The sequence below is a fragment of the Moritella sp. 28 genome (assembly GCF_018219435.1).
In the GTDB taxonomy this organism is placed as follows: Bacteria; Pseudomonadota; Gammaproteobacteria; order Enterobacterales; family Moritellaceae; genus Moritella.
In genome coordinates, this window is record NZ_CP056121.1 from 5,003,049 (window position 1) to 5,023,950 (window position 20,902).

13 protein-coding genes and 8 tRNA genes are annotated in these 20,902 nt (G+C 40.7%); 16 read left to right on the plus strand and 5 right to left on the minus strand.

Going from position 1 to position 20,902, the window contains the following annotated elements; all coding sequences use genetic code 11:
- Positions 1–612 precede the first annotated feature (612 nt).
- Complete coding sequence (locus HWV02_RS22310) at positions 613–3,099, minus strand: class I adenylate cyclase (protein ID WP_211677935.1); 2,487 nt, start codon at positions 3,097–3,099, stop codon at positions 613–615.
- 408 nt (positions 3,100–3,507) lie between these two features.
- Here HWV02_RS22310 and HWV02_RS22315 point away from each other — a divergent pair.
- The 15 genes from HWV02_RS22315 (at position 3,508) to HWV02_RS22385 (ending at position 15,200) form a co-directional block, all read left to right on the plus strand.
- Positions 3,508–3,583: transfer RNA gene (locus HWV02_RS22315), tRNA-Val, on the plus strand.
- A gap of 65 nt (positions 3,584–3,648) precedes the next feature.
- Positions 3,649–3,724 (plus strand) — tRNA-Lys (locus HWV02_RS22320).
- A 23-nt stretch (positions 3,725–3,747) separates the two neighbouring features.
- Positions 3,748–3,824, plus strand: a tRNA-Met gene (locus HWV02_RS22325).
- A gap of 39 nt (positions 3,825–3,863) precedes the next feature.
- Positions 3,864–3,939 (plus strand) — tRNA-Val (locus HWV02_RS22330).
- A 52-nt stretch (positions 3,940–3,991) separates the two neighbouring features.
- A tRNA-Lys gene (locus HWV02_RS22335) sits at positions 3,992–4,067 on the plus strand.
- A gap of 48 nt (positions 4,068–4,115) precedes the next feature.
- A tRNA-Met gene (locus HWV02_RS22340) sits at positions 4,116–4,192 on the plus strand.
- Between the two features lie 39 nt (positions 4,193–4,231).
- Positions 4,232–4,307, plus strand: a tRNA-Val gene (locus HWV02_RS22345).
- A 52-nt stretch (positions 4,308–4,359) separates the two neighbouring features.
- Positions 4,360–4,435: transfer RNA gene (locus tag HWV02_RS22350), tRNA-Lys, on the plus strand.
- Between the two features lie 578 nt (positions 4,436–5,013).
- Entirely contained in the window at positions 5,014–6,270 is a 1,257-nt protein-coding gene (locus HWV02_RS22355) for a TolC family protein (protein ID WP_211689360.1), read from the plus strand.
- 8 nt (positions 6,271–6,278) lie between these two features.
- Complete coding sequence (locus tag HWV02_RS22360; protein WP_211677937.1) at positions 6,279–7,736, plus strand: efflux RND transporter periplasmic adaptor subunit; 1,458 nt, start codon at positions 6,279–6,281, stop codon at positions 7,734–7,736.
- Entirely contained in the window at positions 7,736–10,885 is a 3,150-nt protein-coding gene (locus HWV02_RS22365; protein ID WP_211689362.1) for an efflux RND transporter permease subunit, read from the plus strand. The genes HWV02_RS22360 and HWV02_RS22365 overlap by 1 nt, the downstream gene beginning before the upstream one ends.
- A 284-nt stretch (positions 10,886–11,169) precedes the next feature.
- The gene (hemC, locus tag HWV02_RS22370) at positions 11,170–12,108 is read left to right on the plus strand and encodes a hydroxymethylbilane synthase (protein ID WP_211677939.1); all 939 of its coding nucleotides are present in this window, start codon (positions 11,170–11,172) and stop codon (positions 12,106–12,108) included.
- Positions 12,105–12,872 (plus strand): uroporphyrinogen-III synthase, encoded by a 768-nt coding sequence (locus HWV02_RS22375; protein ID WP_211673491.1) that lies wholly within the window; start codon positions 12,105–12,107, stop codon positions 12,870–12,872. The genes hemC and HWV02_RS22375 overlap by 4 nt, the downstream gene beginning before the upstream one ends.
- Positions 12,873–14,012, plus strand: a complete 1,140-nt coding sequence (locus HWV02_RS22380; protein ID WP_211677940.1) for a uroporphyrinogen-III C-methyltransferase — start codon at positions 12,873–12,875, stop codon at positions 14,010–14,012.
- 15 nt (positions 14,013–14,027) lie between these two features.
- Positions 14,028–15,200, plus strand: coding sequence for a heme biosynthesis HemY N-terminal domain-containing protein (locus tag HWV02_RS22385; RefSeq protein ID WP_211677941.1), 1,173 nt, complete (start codon positions 14,028–14,030; stop codon positions 15,198–15,200).
- Positions 15,201–15,296: 96 nt separating this feature from the next.
- Here the strand turns inward: HWV02_RS22385 and fre are convergent, their stop codons facing one another.
- From fre to trxA, 4 genes are all read right to left on the minus strand, one after another.
- Positions 15,297–15,986, minus strand: a complete 690-nt coding sequence (gene fre, locus HWV02_RS22390; protein ID WP_211677942.1) for an NAD(P)H-flavin reductase — start codon at positions 15,984–15,986, stop codon at positions 15,297–15,299.
- A gap of 61 nt (positions 15,987–16,047) precedes the next feature.
- Positions 16,048–17,514 (minus strand): 4-hydroxy-3-polyprenylbenzoate decarboxylase, encoded by a 1,467-nt coding sequence (ubiD, locus tag HWV02_RS22395; RefSeq protein WP_211677943.1) that lies wholly within the window; start codon positions 17,512–17,514, stop codon positions 16,048–16,050.
- Between the two features lie 107 nt (positions 17,515–17,621).
- Entirely contained in the window at positions 17,622–18,887 is a 1,266-nt protein-coding gene (gene rho, locus HWV02_RS22400; protein ID WP_211677944.1) for a transcription termination factor Rho, read from the minus strand.
- 273 nt (positions 18,888–19,160) lie between these two features.
- Positions 19,161–19,487 carry a thioredoxin TrxA gene (gene trxA, locus HWV02_RS22405; protein WP_045108539.1) on the minus strand — a complete coding sequence of 109 codons (327 nt, stop codon included), beginning with the start codon at positions 19,485–19,487 and terminating at the stop codon, positions 19,161–19,163.
- Positions 19,488–19,596: 109 nt separating this feature from the next.
- Here trxA and rhlB point away from each other — a divergent pair, with 109 nt between their 5' ends.
- Positions 19,597–20,892, plus strand: a complete 1,296-nt coding sequence (gene rhlB / locus HWV02_RS22410; RefSeq protein WP_211677945.1) for an ATP-dependent RNA helicase RhlB — start codon at positions 19,597–19,599, stop codon at positions 20,890–20,892.
- Positions 20,893–20,902: the final 10 nt, after the last annotated feature.

Below are 20,902 nucleotides of genomic sequence, written 5' to 3' on the forward strand. Positions count from 1 at the left end.
GGCATAAATGCCGTCCTTAAAGTAGTCATGTAGCTCTGTCCTTGAACTAATTTTGCTCCCTGCAAATTGACTGACCTAATTTCCTTTAGGTTTAACTCCCAATCCATCGGGTTTTTTTTTATTACCACCCTGGTACAATAAATCATTCCGATTTATTTCATCTCCATCCTAGAGGTGTCCTTTAACTCAAATCCTTTGAGTGTCCATCGCATCTTCATCCTGAAGACTTTTCCTTGCGACCACATCCTGTGGTAAATCCTATTTCGATAATCCGTTATCAAGTCAGTAATCCTTACCAACTTCTTATTGCGTCCTTTCGAATACCTACTATAAAGTAATCCAATACCGCCGCAATACAGAAATTGCCTTTTTTTGAAAATAAATAGGAGATCCAAGTCACATTGAAAAATAAGCAGTATAAAATCAACACCTTAAAAACATGCGCAACGTGTATCACATAGATAGAAACGATTATGCCTACGATAATTGACATGTATATTCTTACACGACCAATAGTCAATGTCTTACATGCAAAAAACAAATAAAAAAATACAATTTACCGTTTTCGATAAACGGACTGAAAAAATGAGGATTATTTATAAAAAAATAGGATTATTTAGAGGATACGTAAGGAATTACTTCTAATTCTTTATTTTCTGAACGAACGATATCGTAAAATTGCGGTAAATTGAAATTGGCAAATGTCCCTTCGTTACGTGATTCTTCTTGTGAATTAGTATAAAAACGATGAACACCTTTGATTAATTCATCTTTATTACCACTAAGATGCTGGTAAGTTTCCACGCGATTGGCTTCATCGACAATATAAACGTTAAAACCATTTTTATAGTTTTCAAAAAAGAACTGTACTAAACCTTCTGACGAATGAGATTCCACAGCTAAAGGCGTGCCTTCTGCCGTGGTGGTTTTATCAATTCGTAATGGCATTTGTTCTAGCTTACGCTCAGAGATATGGTTATACAGATCGAGTGATGTTTCAAGCTTACGAATAGACACACCACGACGCTCAAAATAAATACCAAAGCGGTCGTCACTAATAGTCAGCATTTTAACAATCTGATCTTTATCGCGCTGTAATCGGGTACTAATACAATCTCGCACCAAACGTTCGAAGCTATGACGAATCAAACCACGGAAATGTAAGCTATAGCAAAATATTTTAATGGAATCCGGTTCTGTCGCATCTTGATGCATCTTACCCATTATCGTGGTTAATGCATCAACAATACGTTCTTGACCAGAAAAGTGCAAAGTACGCACTTCATTCCAAGAATTACGATAAATCAGATCAATACTACCCACTAAACAGGCTTTACAGTCACCAAATGAGAATACATCGCTGGTATTAGTATCAAACTCAATAATTCGACCGCCCCAGTGATTAGTCGGATCGTGCTCTAAGTTTAGGAAAATAGATAAATCACGGATCTCACAAGGACGACTCAATGCCTGATTTGAGGCCGGTTTTGCTTGAATTGGGAATTTGCTTTTAAGATCTTTACAGAATGAATTCAATACATCTCTGTTCATATCTGAGTCTTGATTGAAAATTTCGACCTGAGTGTTATCGGTCATTAATCCATTAAAATAGCTCCACGCCACCAACTTACTCAGATAGCCGTTATGTTCCAAAGGCTTACGACCAACAATCTGCATAGGTTCTAACGAAGAGTTATATAAATACCAACCCGAATTATTAAAACGACCGTCGGGTACTTGCACGAAACTTAATTGTTGCTCGGACAAATCAGGCGAGATCTGTGGATTAATAAAAGTCACTTTGCCGGGTAGCGATTCGAACGCAGCATATAACTTACGCGATAAAATACCAATATCCGCAGGGTTAATCGATTCACTAATATTATTACGACGGGCGAAACCAATCAGATTACGATAACCCTTCATCATCGCATCAAGCAATTCAGGATGCGCTTCCTGAACTTGTTCGATCTTCCAGTTATCACGATTATCGAGATGAGCAATACGGTCAGGATGCCAATTCCACTCGCTAATGACTTCAGCCACAGAGGTACGGTGCCATTCTGGACGGGCATTTTTCTCATTAGCGCAATTACCGCTAAACATTTTTAAATAAAAACAGCGACGTAGTAAATCGACACGCGCAGTATCACCTATTTTTTCGAGATAAGCGGTTACTTTCATTAAGATCTGATAATAGGTATCGTGCGACAGTTCCAGCTGTTGTGAAGACGCCAACTGAAAATTTTCTTTCATTATCTGCGATAATAAACGGTTATTTGGATATTCAGCCGAATAAGCTTCCATTAATAATGTTTTCAATACCGCCTTATAAGGAGAGTCGATACCTTTATATAATTGCCACAACGCAGAACCAAAGTATTCTTCGGCAGGGATACAAGGGAAACCACCTAAATCAACCCACTCGTTACGGTCAAGGACCCCGTCGGCAACCAACTGATCAACATAATCATCATAATTATTATCAAATTCAACCGGTAAAATATGCCATAAACTTGGCTTACCCGCGATCCGTAAGGCACTGCGATAAAATTCATCCAGTAATAAGAAATGTTGGGCACTGCCACAACTCTCTTTAGTCATTACCGCATTATTCACTTTTCTAAATTTATCTTCAGCAATTAAGAAAAAGTTAACTTCAACATTAAAGGTTTCTGCCCACGCCGTTATCAATGTACATTTTTGCTCTAGAAACTGAGCATCCTCATCACTCATAGCCGGATCATGACATACCCAAATATCTAAATCACTACGCCAGTTTTGACCAATAGAACCCGTGCTCCCCATTGCATATAAGCTATATATAGGAGAACAAGTGGCACATTTATCATCATCTAGTGCTACATTTAATGAGGTTAAATAATCTTGTTGTTGTTCATCGGGGGTAAATAAACAGATTCCCTGAGGTACGGGTTCATCAAGATAAACAGGCAGATTGGGGTGATTAAAATGCAGTAAAAGAGGTAAGATAGCTGTCACTTCACGCCCATTATCATCCATAATGGATAAGGCGCGATCAAGTCTAAGTTGATTAAATAACTTAGCTTTATGTTTCAGTTCAACAATTTTACTCTGCAAAATAAAACCTTAAATGAGAGAAACCATGCTTAAATTTTATTGATTTTTTACAATTAAATTTAGCCATTACAGCAGGCATAGAAGTGTGATGATGCTAACAGTTTTATAGATAATGGTAAACTTATAGCGCCAAAATAGTCACATTATTAATGCTGGAATTAAGGTGACCTCGTATTCACATTGCTGCCGCCTTTCGTTAATTAGTTTATTACTATTAGAAAATCAGCTGTAAACAAACCATTTGCGCGCACTTTATAGACAAAGCGTAGTAAAAAAGATCGCCCAGAAGCAGTTTAAATAAAATAATTAAATTAAGGGTTGCATAAACATTTAGAAGTGGATAATATCTGCCTCCTCGATTAGGGGCGCTGCTTCAAAACAACGTTTCCAACATTAATCGAAAGTATGGGGTCCTTAGCTCAGTTGGGAGAGCATCGCCCTTACAAGGCGAGGGTCACTGGTTCAAGCCCAGTAGGACCCACCATATATTAAATCTGGTTATATCTTTTATAAGATAAGTAACGGGATTTACTATAAAGAAAGAATTTGGGGCTGTTAGCTCAGTTGGTAGAGCAGTTGACTTTTAATCAATTGGTCGAAGGTTCAAATCCTTCACAGCCCACCACTTTCTTTATAACACAGTATTGTCGCGGGATGGAGCAGTTTGGTAGCTCGTCGGGCTCATAACCCGAAGGTCGTAGGTTCAAATCCTGCTCCCGCAACCAGTTTAAACGATAGACACAACTATCGCTAAAAAATAATGTGGGTCCTTAGCTCAGTTGGGAGAGCATCGCCCTTACAAGGCGAGGGTCACTGGTTCAAGCCCAGTAGGACCCACCACTATTGTGGTGTTATGTCATAAGACATGAAACTATAAAAAGAAAGAATACGGGGGCTGTTAGCTCAGTTGGTAGAGCAGTTGACTTTTAATCAATTGGTCGAAGGTTCAAATCCTTCACAGCCCACCACTTTCTTACTGTTCTATCTATTAGATAAACAGTGAACAACAGCATTGTCGCGGGATGGAGCAGTTTGGTAGCTCGTCGGGCTCATAACCCGAAGGTCGTAGGTTCAAATCCTGCTCCCGCAACCAGTTTAAACGATAGACACAACTATCGCTAAAAAATAATGTGGGTCCTTAGCTCAGTTGGGAGAGCATCGCCCTTACAAGGCGAGGGTCACTGGTTCAAGCCCAGTAGGACCCACCACTATTGTGGTGTTATGTCATAAGACATGAAACTATAAAAAGAAAGAATACGGGGGCTGTTAGCTCAGTTGGTAGAGCAGTTGACTTTTAATCAATTGGTCGAAGGTTCAAATCCTTCACAGCCCACCACTTTCTTACAAGAACAAATAAAAGAACCTCGTTTATCGAGGTTTTTTTATACCTAAAATTTACCTGCTAATATAATCATCTCAATACTTGACCTTCCCCTTAAGGTAAAGATTATGCTCTCTGCCATATTCATTATTTACCTTTTTGATGTGTCTTTTTCATGCGTATAGTGTTGTTGATTTTATTAATATTAATAAACACATTCTCATTACCGCTTCAGGCTATGAGCATGCGCACGATGCCAGCCAATATTTCTTGTGATATGCCAGACATGCCATGCAACTCTCAAAACAGTATGAGTAAAATGCAGCATGATAATCCGCAGCTTCAACATTCAAAAAATCAATATAATGACGATGATTGCAGCAAGATGGATAATTGCAGCGACTGTAATACGACCTGCGTATCATCATTTATTAATTATAATAATAAGCCGCTCTTAAACCCCCATAAACAAAGTAACTCACTACGTTACGAATTAACCCCACCTCTAAAACAACACCAAGATAGCCTCTATCGACCTCCTTTGATTAGCTGATTTTAATAACATTTAAAAATCAATCAATTAAGGAAGTATAATGCCATCAAAAATTTCTTTGGGGCTATTCGCATTACTGACTATAAATGCTAATGCTCAACAATTAACGCTCGCGATTGCAGAAGACACTGCCCTACAACGCGATCCTTCAGCAATCTTATACAGTGCCCAACAAGCACGTTTAAAAGCACAAGGCATTAGCCAATCTCAGCTTGCAGACCCTATGATTAAATTCGGTTTATCCAATGTGCCTGTTGATAGTTTCTCATTATCCGATGATCCAATGACCCAATTTAGTCTTGGTTTATCACAACAGTTTTCAGCGGGTGATACCCTGGAGTTAACAGCGAAAGGGTTCTCACTACAAGCACAACAGAGCATACAATTCGCAGAAAATCGCCAATTAGAACTAAAACTACAGATCCGAGAATTATGGTTTGATATTAGCTTTGCCAAAATAGCCCAAACCATTCTCGCTAAAAATAAGCAATTATTTAGCCAGCATGTTACCAACCTCTACCGTCAGTTTGAGCTAGGTTATCGTCAAAACCAAGATTTGATTAAAGCAGAATTAGAACTCGCCAAGTTTGATGACAAAATTGCCGCCTTTGCGCAGCAAGAACAAGCATTACGTGGGCAACTCGTCTCTTGGATTGGGCCTCAAGCGTTTGATGAATTTGATTCTCAGCTACCAACGTGGCCGCAAAGCCTTGAATATGCGCAGCAAGCAAATCTAAAACACTATCGGTTACTGGCTGATCACCCACAGGTATTAGCCGCGCAACAAGCCATCGACGTAGCTCAAAATAATATAGCCACTGCCAATGAATCCTATAAACCAGCCTTTAAAGTTGATATTGGTTACGGTCATCGTGAAGCACTAGATATGGCGTCTGGATCCAGCCGTAGTGATTTAATCAGTGGTTCCATCACAATGAACATTCCTCTATTCACGAGTAACCGCCAAGATCAGGTGGTTATAGCGGCCGCTCAAGGTAGGGGGATTAAGCAAGCAGAAAAAGCTCTATTACTGATTAAATTCAATGGGATATTAAATGGCGCAATCGCAAATTTCAGTAATACCAAGGCAAGGATACAGCGCTACCAAGACACCCTTCTAGTACAAGCCAAATCTAATAGTGATGCTGCAATACAAGGTTATCAAGCCAATACCAATGATTTTGAACAAGTCATCAAAGCATTAATGGATGAACAAGCACTTACGCTTGAATACCAGCAATTGCACTTTCAAAATTTAAAAACCTTAGCTCGCATTCGTTATTTTCAAGCACTATAGAGGTCGATATGAAAACATTACTTACCAGCTCAATCACATTAGCATTGGGTCTTGCTGCAGGTACTTGGTTTAGTACACAAGCAACAACGAATACAACTAGCGCAGAACTAGAGGTCCTGTATTGGGTAGCCCCAATGGATGCCAATTACCGCCGCGATAAACCAGGTCAATCACCGATGGGGATGGATTTAGTCCCTGTATATGCCGAGCAAACGCAAAATACCACAGCCCAAGAGCCGCTGTACTGGGTTGCCCCCATGGATGCCAATTACCGCCGCGATAAACCCGGTCAATCACCGATGGGCATGGATTTAATTCCAGTATACAAAGATGCTTCAACAGAAAACGATGCAGGCTTAGTGACCATTTCATCACGTGTAGAAAATAATTTAGGCGTACGAACACAAACGGCACAACGTCGCCCTTTTGTTACCCAAATTAATACCGTTGGTATGCTGGAATTTAATCAAAATTCGTTATGGCAAATCAATAGTCGTGTGTCTGGTTGGGTTGATAAACTCTACATCAATAATACCGGTGAGTTCGTCACAAAAGGACAACCACTATTAACCCTATATTCACCAGAGCTAATTAAAGCGCAAGAAGAGTTACTCAACACACTTAGTATCGGTAATAAAACCCTCATCACATCAGCAAAACATCGTTTATCCGCATTAGGAATTAACCAAACACAGATTAAGCAGCTCACGCGTACTAAAAAAGTGATCCAAAATGTCACTATATCAGCCCCTGAATCCGGTTATATAACTGAACTTGCGATCCGTGAAGGCGCTTATATCACCCCTTCAGCGCAGATAATAGAAGCCGGATTATTAACAGAAATATGGTTACAAGCCGAAATTTTTGAATCTCAAGCAGATCAAGTACAAGTTGGTGACAAGGCTAAAATGCAAGTAGATAGTTTCCCTGGAAAAATCTGGTTGGGTGAAGTGGATTATATTTACCCGGAATTAAATGCAGCAACCCGTACCCTAAAAGTCAGAATAAAAATAGCCAATCCTGATGAGCAATTAAAACCAAACATGTTTGCAACGTTAACACTTAGCAGCCAACAGCAGACCAGCGTAATCCAAGTTCCACGTGAAGCCATCATCCGCTCAGGTACATTGGACCGTATCGTACTAGCAAAAGGTAACGGCCAATATCAATCAATCAAAATCACCTTAGGTAGAGAGTCCGCAGGTTATGTTGAGGTTTTAGCTGGGCTTAAAGATGGCGATAACGTGGTTACTAGTGCGCAATTCTTGTTGGACTCAGAATCAAGCTTAACCGCAGATTTCAGCCGTATTGGTCCGCCAACAACGAGCAGTAAGAACGGTATGGCAATGGACCATAGCTCGATGAATATGGACAGCATGGACGATAATGCGATGTCAAAAAAGACAAAACCCGCAATTGAAGATGATTTAGCTTGGTTAGACTTTGATGACGCAGGAGAGCTGTAATGATCAAAAAAATAATTGAATGGTCGATACACAATCGTGTCATGGTATTGCTGGCCACCTTAGTCATACTTATCTACGGTAGTTTTGTGGTCAAAAATACGCCGATTGATGCCATCCCAGATCTCTCCGATGTACAGGTTATCATTAAAACCAGCTATCCAGGGCAAGCACCGCAAGTCGTTGAAGACCAGGTCACCTATCCGCTGACAACAGCGATGTTATCGGTGCCGGGTGCAAAAACAGTACGCGGTTACTCTTTCTTTGGTGACTCTTATGTTTACGTTATCTTTGATGATGGTACCGACATGTACTGGGCCAGATCACGTGTTTTAGAATATTTATCGCAAGTAACGCCCAATCTACCCAGCACTGCTAAACCAGCACTGGGCCCTGATGCAACAGGTGTGGGCTGGGTATATTCGTACGCACTTACTGATACCAGTGGTAATCACGATTTAAGCCAGCTTCGCAGTATCCAAGATTGGTTTTTAAAATATGAATTACAGACCGTACCCGGTGTATCGGAAGTCGCTACTGTCGGCGGTATGGTTAAGCAATATCAGATCAGTGTAAACCCAGATAAGCTACGCAGTTACCAGATCCCATTATCATTAATCACTAACGCGATTAAACGGGGTAATCAGGAAGCGGGAGCAAGCGTCATCGAAATGGCTGAAGCCGAATACATGGTGCGTGCGAATGGTTATATCAGCTCAATCGATGACTTAAAAAGTATCCCTTTAAAACTCAGTAATACAGGCGCTCCCTTATTATTAGATGATGTCGCTGATATAGTCCTAGGCCCACAAATGCGTCGTGGCGTTTCCGAACTAAACGGTGAAGGTGAAGTCGTTGGTGGCATTATCGTCATGCGTTACAGTGAAAATGCCCGTGACGTTATTGCTGCAGTCAAAGACAAACTACAAACATTACAAGCTTCACTACCAGAAGGTGTTGAAATTGTTCCTACCTATGATCGATCAACATTAATCGATAATGCAGTCGAAAATCTTTACCTGAAATTATTGGAAGAATTCCTTGTCGTTATTGTGGTTTGTGCATTATTCCTATTCCATATTCGCAGCTCATTAGTCGTATTAGTCAGTTTACCCATAGGTATTCTCGTTGCCTTCATCGTGATGTCATGGCAAGGAATCAATGCCAATATCATGTCACTGGGTGGGATCGCGATAGCCATTGGCGCCATGGTCGATGGAGCTATTGTAATGGTCGAAAACGTCCATAAACATATTGAGAAAACGCCTTTAACTGATAAAAACCGTTGGCAGATCATCAGTAAAGCGGCTGCAGAAGTCGGGCCGGCATTATTCTTTTCGTTACTAATCATTACTTTCAGCTTTGTCCCCGTATTCGTACTGGAAGGCCAAGAAGGTAAAATGTTTGCCCCGCTCGCCTTTACTAAAACTTATGCGATGGCGGCATCAGCTGGACTCGCAGTCACCTTAGTACCTATTTTAATGGGCTACTTTATACGCGGTAAGGTTTTACCTGAACATAAAAACCCAATCAACCGCGGTTTAATCGCATTATACCGTCCGGTATTGGCATTCTCTCTCAAGGCACCAGTACTGCTACTTTGTATCGTTATTGGCCTTGTTGCTGTCGGTTTTTATCCCGTCAATAAGATCGGTAGTGAATTTATTCCACCGCTTGATGAAGGTGACCTCATGTATATGCCAACCACCTACCCCGGCATCAGCATAGGTAAAGCCAGAGAGTTATTACAGCAAACCAATAAGTTAATCAAAACAGTGCCCGAAGTAGAGCGCGTATGGGGTAAAGCAGGTCGCGCCGAAACCGCAACCGATGCAGCACCATTAACCATGATTGAAACCTTCATCACTTTAAAACCAAAAGCACAGTGGCGAGAAGGGGTTACCTCTGAGAGTTTGCGTCAAGAACTTGATAAGTTAGTCCAATTTCCAGGCTTAACCAACGCTTGGGTAATGCCAATCAAAACCCGTATTGACATGTTAGCCACTGGTATAAAAACGCCGATTGGTATCAAGATCGCGGGTGAAAAGCTCATCGAAATTGAAAAGATCGGTAAACAGATAGAAAAAATCTTACTTAAGGTACCTGGTACCGCATCCGCTTATGCTGAACGTGTGGTTGGCGGACGTTATGTGAAAATTGATATCAAGCGTGAAAACGCGGCGCGCTATGGACTGAATATTGCTGATGTACAAGCAGTCATATCTACAGCGGTAGGCGGCGTTAACGTCACTCAAACCATTGAAGGATTGGAACGTTACCCGGTAAACATTCGTTACCCTCAGTCTTATCGAGACAGTATTGAGCAAATGAAATTATTACCCCTGATAACACCACTTGGTGCAAGAATCGCCTTAAGTGATGTCGCAAATATCTATGTCGAAGACGGTGCACCTATGATAAAAACCGAAAATTCACGCCCTAATGGTTGGATTTATGTGGATATCGAAGGCCGAGATCTCGGCTCTTATGTGGTCGATGCCCAGCAAGCGGTGGCCGAGCAGTTAGTATTACCCGCAGGGTATTCAATTACCTGGTCGGGACAATACGAATATATGCAACGTGCCAAAGACACCCTATCCGTGGTGATCCCAGCAACGCTCGCAATTATCGTGCTATTACTGTATCTCGCCTTTAGACGTGTGGGCGAAGTATTGCTGATCCTCGGAACACTGCCATTAGCCATGGTTGGTGGTATCTGGTTATTATATTTACTCAACTACAATTTCTCGATCGCCGTCGGGGTTGGTTTTATCGCCCTCGCAGGTGTCTCTGTCGAAATCGGCGTCATAATGCTCGTTTATTTAAACCAATCGTTAGCAAGCGCACAAGCTGCGGGTAACTTCACTAAAGCCAAATTACAGCAAGCTGTGATGGATGGCGCAGGCTTACGTGTCCGTCCAATTATGATGACAGTGGCAACCGTGATCATCGGCTTAATCCCAGTTATGTATGGTGACGGCACGGGTTCACAGGTAATGCAACGCATTGCCGCACCTATGATTGGAGGCATGGCATCAGCGATCATTCTGACACTATTAGTATTACCTGCGTCTTTCTACCTGTGGAAATCAATCAGCTTAAAGTCCCAGATGATTGATATAAAGGAAGCAACACATCAAAAAAAATCATAAAGCATTCCGCCTTAATTGCGACTAGTTGATCGTCATTAATTTATTAAGCTGCAGTAGTGCACGCTGCAGCCTAATAACCCACGATATAAATTATTATCTGAACCTCCCCCCTTATTTAGCTTTCACACCGCCCCCTCTGAATAGCGCACTGTTTAGACCTAATATATGTACGTTATCGCATGGTTAAATAAGGTGTGTTTTTTACAAATAACCCCACCTTAGATCAACCATTGACGGATGAAATCTGTTAATATTTAGCTAATCTAGTTAAATTTGGAAATAAAATGGCTACTGAAACTCTAAGAATTGCAACCCGTAAAAGCCCATTAGCAATGTGGCAAGCTGAATATGTAAAAGCACGTTTAGAAGCGATTCATCAAAACCTTACCGTTGAATTAATCCCAATGGTAACCAAGGGTGACATCATTTTAGATACGCCTTTAGCAAAAGTGGGTGGTAAAGGTCTTTTTGTAAAAGAGCTAGAAATAGCAATGCTTGAAGATCGCGCCGATATCGCCGTGCATTCCATGAAAGATGTGCCAGTTGCATTTCCAGAAGGTTTAGGCTTAGAAGTTATTTGTAAACGTGAAGATCCACGTGATGCATTTGTTTCAAATACTTACCGTCAAATTGAAGAACTACCACCAGGTGCAATCGTTGGTACATGTAGTTTACGCCGTCAATGCCAGTTGAGTGAAGCGCGTCCAGATCTAAAAATTATGGACCTACGTGGCAACGTAAATACACGTTTAAACAAGCTCGATAATAAAAATTATGATGCAATAATTTTAGCGGCCGCTGGATTAAAACGTCTGGATATGGAATACCGTATTGCCAGCTACATTGAACCAGAGCAAAGCCTACCAGCAGTAGGACAAGGTGCTGTTGGCATTGAATGTCGCACTACTGATGAACGTGTAAAAGCATTATTAGCGCCATTAAATGATGCCCTAACCAGTGATCGTGTGCTTGCCGAACGTGCAATGAACTTGGCGCTTGAAGGTGGTTGCCAGGTACCAATCGGTAGTTACGCGCTAATCGACGGTGATGAATTATGGCTACGTGGACTGGTTGGTAAACCTGACGGCACTGAAGTAATTCGCGCTGAAATCCGTGGTGACCGTAAAGATGCACGCCAGCTGGGACTAACACTTGCAGATAAATTACTGGCACAAGGTGCAAAAGAAATTTTAGCGGCTGTTTATAATAACGCAGACGCATGAAAATCAGGGCGCTAATCACTCGCCCACGCGTTAAAGGCGAGCAACTCGCTCGTCAAATTGAGGCAGCTAATGGGGCTGCCTTATGTTGTCCGTTTATCGATATATCCGCAGGACAGCAATTTAATAAAGTCAGTTCATTACTGGAAAAATTACAGCCTGATGACTATATTATTGCCATAAGCGATAATGCTGTAAATTATGCTAATAGCAGTTTAATACAAGAAAATAAGACCTGGCCACAACATATCAATTACATAGCCGTAGGTCCAACAACAGCACTGCGCTGGAAAAAACACGGTATAAATCACGCCAAAATACCCCAAACACATGATAGCGAAGGGGTGTTAAAACTACTTACTAATACGGCCGTAGAACACAAAAACATTGTTATTCTACGCGGTAATGGGGGTCGAGAGACGATGGCAGAAGATCTAATAAAACGCTCGGCTAACGTGACATATTGTGAAGTTTATCAACGTACTTCCCCCTACTACGAACCTGAGTTGTTGATTAATAAGTGGCAACAATTCGCCATTAATAGTGTTATTATCACTAGCGGTGAAATTCTGGGTAACCTAATAAAAACGATACCCTACACAGCGTTACCTTGGGTGCTAAACTTACACTTTATTGTTCCTAGCCAACGAATAGCAGCACTTGCTCATGCGTTAGGAATAGAACACGTCACCATTGCTAGTGGTGCATCAAATAATTCATTATTTAATGCTGTTAAGCAATTGGATATGCAGATAGGAATAAGCTAAATGACCGACAAGAAAAAAAACAGTCAAAATGCCAATACCAAAACAACCAACAAAGGCATTGTTGATTCATCAGACACGATTACAACGGAAGGTAAACCTGCAAGTAAAGCGGGTATTGTCACTGGTGCGGTGGCGATCCTATTAACGCTAGGCCTTAGCGCAGGTCTCTATTATCATAGCCATCAGCACAACCAACTGCAGCAACAAGTGTTAACAAAACTACAAACACAGTTGCAAGATCAAAAAGACATACAACAATCATTACGTCAGCAGCTAAGCGAAGACAAAGAAACTGTAGCCAGCCAATTAAAGAAAACGACGCAACAGCTTAGCCAGATCCAAGACAGTGAAAAGCTAACCGCGGCACAACTCGAAACCGTACAACTCGCGGTAGCGAACCTTAAAATGCGTAATCCTAATGAATGGATGCTCGCAGAAGCTGAATACTTAATTCGTATCGCAGGTCGAAAAATAGCCCTAGAACAAGATATTGATACCAGCTTAGCCTTATTATCATCTGCCAGTCGTCGTTTAACACAATTAAATGATCCGAGCTTATTACCATTACGCAAAGTGATTGAACAAGATATTGCCACACTGACTAAATTACCCCGTATTGATCATGATGGGTTAGCACTGAAACTCGCGATTCAAGCAGAACAAGTGGATAATCTCGTATTAGCAGGCCTTACTCGTCCTGAAATCGTGAAAACAGACAGTACATTATCAAGTAATAGTTCAGACTGGAAAGCGAATCTCACCAAGTCATGGCAATCTTTCAGCGATAACTTTATCACTATCCGTCGCCAAGATAATTCAGTTGACGCCCTGTTATCACCACAAGCAGCTTGGTATTTAACTGAAAATTTAAAAACACAATTGTTACAAGCAGAACTCGCAATATATCGTCAAGATCAAGCTAAATTTAAGCATGCACTGAAAACAGCACAAACTTGGATTAAGCGTTACTACGATGTAAATCAACCCACAGCAAAAAGTATGCTGGCGAGTCTTGATACATTGAGCAAAGCAACGATTACAACGAAATACCCTGCAAAACTAAACAGTGCAGTACTGATCCAGACAACCATCAGAGATCGTAAAATCAACGCATTAGCCAATAGCACAAGCACAAAATAAACGGAGGCAGATAAAATGGTCAGATTTATAGTATTAATCGCGCTGCTTCTTGCAGGTGCAATCGGTGCCCCATATTTAATGGGCAATAAAGGTTATGTGATGATTGCAGCTGGCGACTACGTCATCGATGCAACCGTCAGTAGTGCCGTCGTGATGGTGATTGCTTTCTACTTTACTTTATTAGGGTTTGAAGCATTAATCAATAAACTGACTCACAGCCTAGGTTGGTTTAATCGCTATCATCAAGCTCGCGCTAAAATACAAACAGAAAAAGGCATTTTAGCATTAGCCAGTGGCGACTTTAAAAAAGCAGAAACGTTAACTTTAAAAGCGGCCAAAAAAGCACAAGTACCCGTGTTAAATTACCTTGCCGCAGCGCAATCTGCACAAGGTCTTGGCAACGAGAAAAAACGTGATGAGTATTTATTATTAGCACATAAGAATGCAGATAAAAATATCCTTGCGGTCGAGATAACAAAAGCTAAGTTGCAAATTGAGCAGCAGCAATTTGAACAAGCATTTGCATTACTATCCGCGTTACATGATAAACATCCAAAGCATAAGGTAGTGCTAACGATGTTTAAAGCTGTCTGTATTGAAAGAAAAGAATGGGGACAATTACTCACGCTTATTCCAGCATTACAAAAACAAAAATTACTTACCTCAGCCGAAGCTGATGAACTACGTAAGCATAGTCATTTCCAACATTTAGGTGAAGTAGCCAAACAACAAGGTAGCACTGGATTACTTGATACCTGGAGCTCACTACCAAAAGCACTTAAACATGATGGCCGTTATCTAGCAGAAACAGTTAACCTGTTAATAGGACGTAACGACCACCAGTCAGCTTATCTACTGCTGATGGACGCATTAAGCAATGAACTGTATCCAGAACTGATCAGCCTAACACCCAAATTAAATCTTGGTGATTACCATGCGCTCATCGAACGTCTTAAGCGTCTGCAGAACACGCGTGAAGGCTCAGGTTTATTAGCGGTATGTATTGGTCAGTTAATGGTAAAAGAAGGTCGTTGGAGCGAAGCTGTAGAAGAGTTAAGCCAAGGTATCAGTCAATCGCCGTCTACTTCTGCGTATAGTGCACTAGCACACGCTTACGAAAAATTAGGTCTCGTTAATGATGCAAATATGACGTACAAAAAAAGCTTAAGTTATCATCAACAATCTTAATCTAGTTGTGCATAACTAAGCCTGTATGATATTTAAAATAATAAAAAGCCGTAACATCTGTTACGGCTTTTTTAATCCGAATACATTCATTATCAATTAAATGAATTCAAATGCATCCCCATATAAATGTTCTTTAACACCTAGCGGTGCAAAGTCAGTACGCGCTGCACCAGCCATTTCAAAACGACCAGCAATATAAACATCACATGCGGCTAAATCAGCAACATCTTCCATCACGACTTTATGCACCTGGCCAACTTTACCAGACCATTGCTCTGGTGCCGTTTCAACAACAGGAATGAAAGTTACCTGTGGATGCGCGTCAGCTAATTCTTGTGCTAGCGAAAATGCATATAAATGCGATGCTTCACGCGCACCCCAATATAATGAAATAGGACGTTGGTTAACTTCTACCGCACGCTCTAAAATTGATTTAGTATAAGAAAAACCAGTACCGCCAGCAATCAATACTAAAGGACGATCTGAGTCTTCTCTTAAACCAGCATTACCGCCTGGCAGTTCAACTTCCACAGAACCTGTTTTTAGTCTTTCCACAACTTGCATCGCATATGAATTTTGCTCTGATGCACCAATGTGTAATTCTAAAACATCATCATTACTTGGGTTTGAAGCAATAGAAAATGGGCGCTTGTCGTCTTCTGCCATAACTACCATTAGATATTGTCCAGCCTGAAACTCAACCTTCTGCTCTGGCTTTAGTTTCACGTTAAATACAGTATCTGTATACGACTCTAACAACGTCACTTCACACTTAATTCTTAACATACATTCCCTTTCAATCTCAATCTCTGACAAGCACGAATTTTTATGATCTAACTCATTTATATCACAAAATCCCTAATTCGTCCCATAAATCATCGACTCGCTGCTTAACCTTCTCATCCATCACAATTGGTTCGCCCCATTCGCGATCTGTCTCGCCAGGCCACTTATTGGTTGCATCCATGCCCATTTTAGAGCCGAGCCCAGATACCGGAGATGCAAAATCTAAATAATCAATTGGTGTATGTTCAATCATTGTCGTATCGCGAGCTGGGTCCATACGGGTCGTAATTGCCCAAATCACATCATTCCAATCACGCGCATTAATATCATCATCACAGACGATCACGAATTTGGTATACATGAACTGACGTAGGAATGACCATACCCCCAGCATCACGCGCTTTGCATGACCTGGATATTGTTTCTTAATTGTCACTACAGCCATTCGATAAGAGCAACCTTCTGGCGGTAAATAAAAATCAACAATTTCAGGATATTGTTTTTGTAAAATAGGCACAAAGACTTCATTCAACGCTACTCCCAATACCGCAGGTTCATCTGCAGGACGGCCTGTATAGGTAGAATGATAAATAGCATCTTTACGCATCGTAATGTGCGTAACCGTAAATACAGGAAAAGAATCAGTCTCGTTATAGTAACCAGTATGATCACCATAAGGACCTTCCTCTGCCATCTCGCCCGGCGCGATATAACCTTCTAAGATAATTTCAGCACCTGCTGGCACTTCAAGGTCATTGGAAATTGATTTAACTACTTCAGTACGACTACCACGTAATAAACCTGCAAAAGCATATTCAGATAACGTATCTGGAACCGGCGTTACGGCACCTAAAATTGTCGCAGGATCAGCACCTAGCGCCACAGATACAGGGTAGTTTTCACCAGGGTTTAGTTCTTGGAATTCTTTAAAATCCAGTGCACCACCACGATGAGATAACCAACGCATAATTAATTTGTTTTTACTCAGTACTTGCTGACGATAAATACCTAAATTCTGACGTTTTTTATAAGGACCTTGGGTGATCGTTAAACCCCAAGTAATTAATGGCGCAACGTCTCCAGGCCAGCAATGCTGAATAGGGATCTGACTTAAATCAACATCATCACCTGTTAACACTATTTCTTGGCAGGGTGCTTTACGCAGCCTTTTGGTGGGCATATTCAGTACCTGTTTAAATATCGGTACTTTTTCCATTAACTCTTTAAAACCTTTTGGTGGCTCAGGTTCTTTTAAATAAGATAACCATTCACCCACTTCACGCAGTTCACTGACGCTTTCACGACCCATGCCCATAGCAACACGATCGGGTGTACCAAACAGGTTCCCCAATACCGGCATAGTATGGCCTTTCGGATTTTCAAATAATAATGCCGGACCGCCTGCTTTTAATGTGCGATCGCAAATTTCCGTCATTTCCAAATACGGGTCAATTTCTTGATGAATACGTTTTAATTCGCCTTTGCTTTCAAGTAAGGCAATAAAGTCTCTCAGATCTTTATATTTCATAAACAATTCCACGCTATTTTTTGAAAAAAAAACGCCACACACTTGTTATAAAACAAAATGTATGGCGTTTATTTTAAATATTAATCACAGACAGTTAACTTAAGCGATTATGATTTTTGCTTCTTCATTGCTTCGAAGAATTGATCATTCGTTTTCGTCATAGCCAGTTTATCAATCAGGAATTCCATCGCATCAATCTCACCCATTGGGTGCACGATTTTACGTAGGATCCACATTTTCTGTAGCTCAGCTTTATCTGCTAACAGTTCTTCACGACGCGTACCTGAACGAGTAAAGTCAATCGCAGGATAAACACGACGTTCTGCAATTTTACGATTAAGGTGTAACTCTTGGTTACCAGTACCTTTAAATTCTTCGTAAATTACTTCGTCCATTTTCGAACCAGTATCAATCAATGCTGTTGCGATGATAGTTAAAGAACCACCTTCTTCAACGTTACGAGCTGCGCCGAAGAAACGTTTTGGACGATGTAAGGCATTAGCATCAACACCACCAGATAAGATCTTACCTGATGATGGCGTTACCGTATTGTAAGCACGTGCTAGACGCGTTACAGAATCAAGTAGGATGATCACGTCTTTCTTGTGCTCGACAAGACGTTTCGCTTTTTCGATCATCATTTCCGCAACTTGTACATGTCGGTTAGCAGGTTCATCAAATGTTGAAGCAATTACTTCACCACGAACCAAACGCTGCATCTCTGTTACTTCTTCCGGACGTTCATCGATAAGCAGAACCATCAATGTCGCGTCAGGATGATTTAACGCAATCGAAGAGGCAATGTTTTGTAATAGCATTGTTTTACCAGCTTTCGGTGGTGCCACAATTAAACCACGCTGACCTTTACCAATCGGTGCACTTAAATCAAGAATACGCGCAGTGATATCTTCGGTACTGCCATTACCACGTTCTAAACGAAGACGTTCATTTGGATGGATTGGAGTAAGGTTTTCAAAGAGGATTTTATTACGAGAGTTTTCAGGACGGTCAAAGTTAACTTGGTCAATCTTTAACAAGGCAAAATATCGTTCGCCATCTTTTGGCGGGCGGATTTTACCACCAACGGTATCACCCGTTCGCAAGTTAAAGCGACGGATCTGACTTGGCGAGACATAAATATCATCAGGACCGGCAAGATAAGAGCTGTCTGCTGAACGCAAGAAACCAAAGCCATCCTGCAAAATCTCTAAAACACCATTACCAAAAATGTCTTCGCCGCTTTTTGCGTGAGCTTTTAAGATAGAAAAAATGATGTCTTGTTTTCTTAAGCGAGCCAGATTTTCTAGACCCATAGATTCGCCCAGTTTTACAAGTTCAGAAACTGGTGTGTTTTTTAATTCGGTTAAATTCATAATGATGAGTTCGAGCTTATGCAACCTTTGCGTAACGGAATGTCAACCAAGGATAAGTATTTGAATCAATGATCGAGTGTGTGAGCCATTAACTAAGTAATGAATCGATAATTTGAGTTATTAAATCAATGATTGGATCATTGATTATGATACCTGATTCGGCACGTAGAACAATAAACGAACAATGAAATTAGCATTTATAATTTTATTCGTCCACTGAATAATAGCATACTGGCGAGATTAAAAAACAAAATCTCGTCAGTATTTTACATACTACAAGTTTTCGTCTAGAAAACTTTGAAGTTGCGCTTTTGATAATGCGCCAACTTTAGTTGCCGCAACAGCACCGTTTTTAAATAACAATAAAGTCGGGATACCACGGATACCAAATTTAGGTGGCGTACCTGAATTTTGATCGATATTTAATTTACCGATAGTTACTTTACCTGCGTACTCTTCAGCAACTTCGCTTAAGATCGGTGCGATCATTTTGCAAGGTCCACACCACTCAGCCCAGAAATCAACGAGTACAGGTAATTCTGAATTTAACACATCCATATCGAAAGCAGCATCAGTTAGCTGAATAATTTTGTCGCTCATTTATAACTCCAATAAAAAATAATTTTGTTACTACATATATGTGGCACTCATTGCCCTATTTCAATAGATTTAAGTTCTTAATGCAAGCTTAACCTGATATGCTAAATAAATGAGCAAAAAACATCTTACAGAACATAAGTTCTCCCAGTTTGGCCTTAATGCCGACGTACTTTCTGGGTTAGAAGCTTCAGGCTTCGAATATTGTACACCAATTCAAGCGCTTAGCTTGCCATTTGCCATCCAAGGTAAAGATGTAGCTGGTCAAGCACAGACTGGTACAGGCAAAACTATCGCATTTTTGGCCGCTATTTTTCATCATTTATTGAAAACCAAACCAGTCGAAGATCGTCCAAAAAATAAGCCTCGCGCTATTATTTTAGCGCCAACACGCGAACTTGCAATTCAAATTCATAAAGATGCGTTACCAATAGCCAAAGAAACAGGCCTTAAAATGGGCTTGGTTTATGGTGGTGAGAGCTACGATATTCAACGTGAAAACCTTGAAAAAGGTGTAGATATCATCATTGGTACTGTTGGTCGTATCATTGATTTTGAAAAACAAAGAGCAATGGATTTATCGGGTGTTGAAGCATTAGTATTAGATGAAGCAGATCGTATGCTAGATCAAGGCTTCATTAAAGATATTCGCTATTTAATGCGTAAAATGCCTGAACCAAAACAGCGTCTAAACTTACTGTTTTCTGCGACCTTTACTTGGGATATTCGTGAATTAGCTTATCAGCACATGAACGAACCAGAAGAAGTTACTGTAGAAGCAGAAAAAGTAACAGGCAGCAGTATTACTCAAGAGCTATTCCACCCGTCAAATGATGACAAAATGGCTTTATTACAAACGTTAATTGAAGAAGAATGGCCAGAACGTGCCATTGTATTTGCCAATACTAAGCATAAATGTGAGGATATCTGGGGCCACTTGGCAGCAGATAAACATCGCGTAGGTTTATTAACGGGTGATATTCCTCAGAAAAAACGTAATAGTATTCTAGAACAATTCACTCAAGGTAAATTAGACATTCTTGTCGCGACGGACGTTGCAGCACGTGGTCTACACATTCCAGCTGTAAGTCATGTATTTAACTACGATTTACCCGATAATTGTGGTGATTACGTACACCGTATTGGCCGTACCGGTCGTGCTGGTGCAAAAGGTCATTCAATTAGTTTCGCTTGTGAAAAATATATTTATAATTTACCCGCGATTGAAGAATACATTGAACATACGATCCCTGTTTGTCATTACGATAAAGCCGCATTATTAACTGACTTACCACGACCGATCCACACTAAACGTGCTCGTCCAGGTAATTCAAGATCAATGAATGATCGTAACAAAACGCGTCGTACTGGCCAACGTCAGCATAATACGCATAACAAAACCCATTAATTAAATAGTT

Coding starts and splice junctions, on each gene's coding strand:
- HWV02_RS22355 (WP_211689360.1), top strand. CDS start 5,014: ATGCCATCAAAAATTTCTTTGGGGCTATTCGCATTACTGACTATAAAT.
- HWV02_RS22360 (WP_211677937.1), top strand. CDS start 6,279: ATGAAAACATTACTTACCAGCTCAATCACATTAGCATTGGGTCTTGCT.
- HWV02_RS22365 (WP_211689362.1), top strand. CDS start 7,736: ATGATCAAAAAAATAATTGAATGGTCGATACACAATCGTGTCATGGTA.
- hemC (WP_211677939.1), top strand. CDS start 11,170: ATGGCTACTGAAACTCTAAGAATTGCAACCCGTAAAAGCCCATTAGCA.
- HWV02_RS22375 (WP_211673491.1), top strand. CDS start 12,105: ATGAAAATCAGGGCGCTAATCACTCGCCCACGCGTTAAAGGCGAGCAA.
- HWV02_RS22380 (WP_211677940.1), top strand. CDS start 12,873: ATGACCGACAAGAAAAAAAACAGTCAAAATGCCAATACCAAAACAACC.
- HWV02_RS22385 (WP_211677941.1), top strand. CDS start 14,028: ATGGTCAGATTTATAGTATTAATCGCGCTGCTTCTTGCAGGTGCAATC.
- fre (WP_211677942.1), bottom strand. CDS start 15,986: ATGTTAAGAATTAAGTGTGAAGTGACGTTGTTAGAGTCGTATACAGAT.
- ubiD (WP_211677943.1), bottom strand. CDS start 17,514: ATGAAATATAAAGATCTGAGAGACTTTATTGCCTTACTTGAAAGCAAA.
- rho (WP_211677944.1), bottom strand. CDS start 18,887: ATGAATTTAACCGAATTAAAAAACACACCAGTTTCTGAACTTGTAAAA.
- trxA (WP_045108539.1), bottom strand. CDS start 19,487: ATGAGCGACAAAATTATTCAGCTAACTGATGCTGCTTTCGATATGGAT.
- rhlB (WP_211677945.1), top strand. CDS start 19,597: ATGAGCAAAAAACATCTTACAGAACATAAGTTCTCCCAGTTTGGCCTT.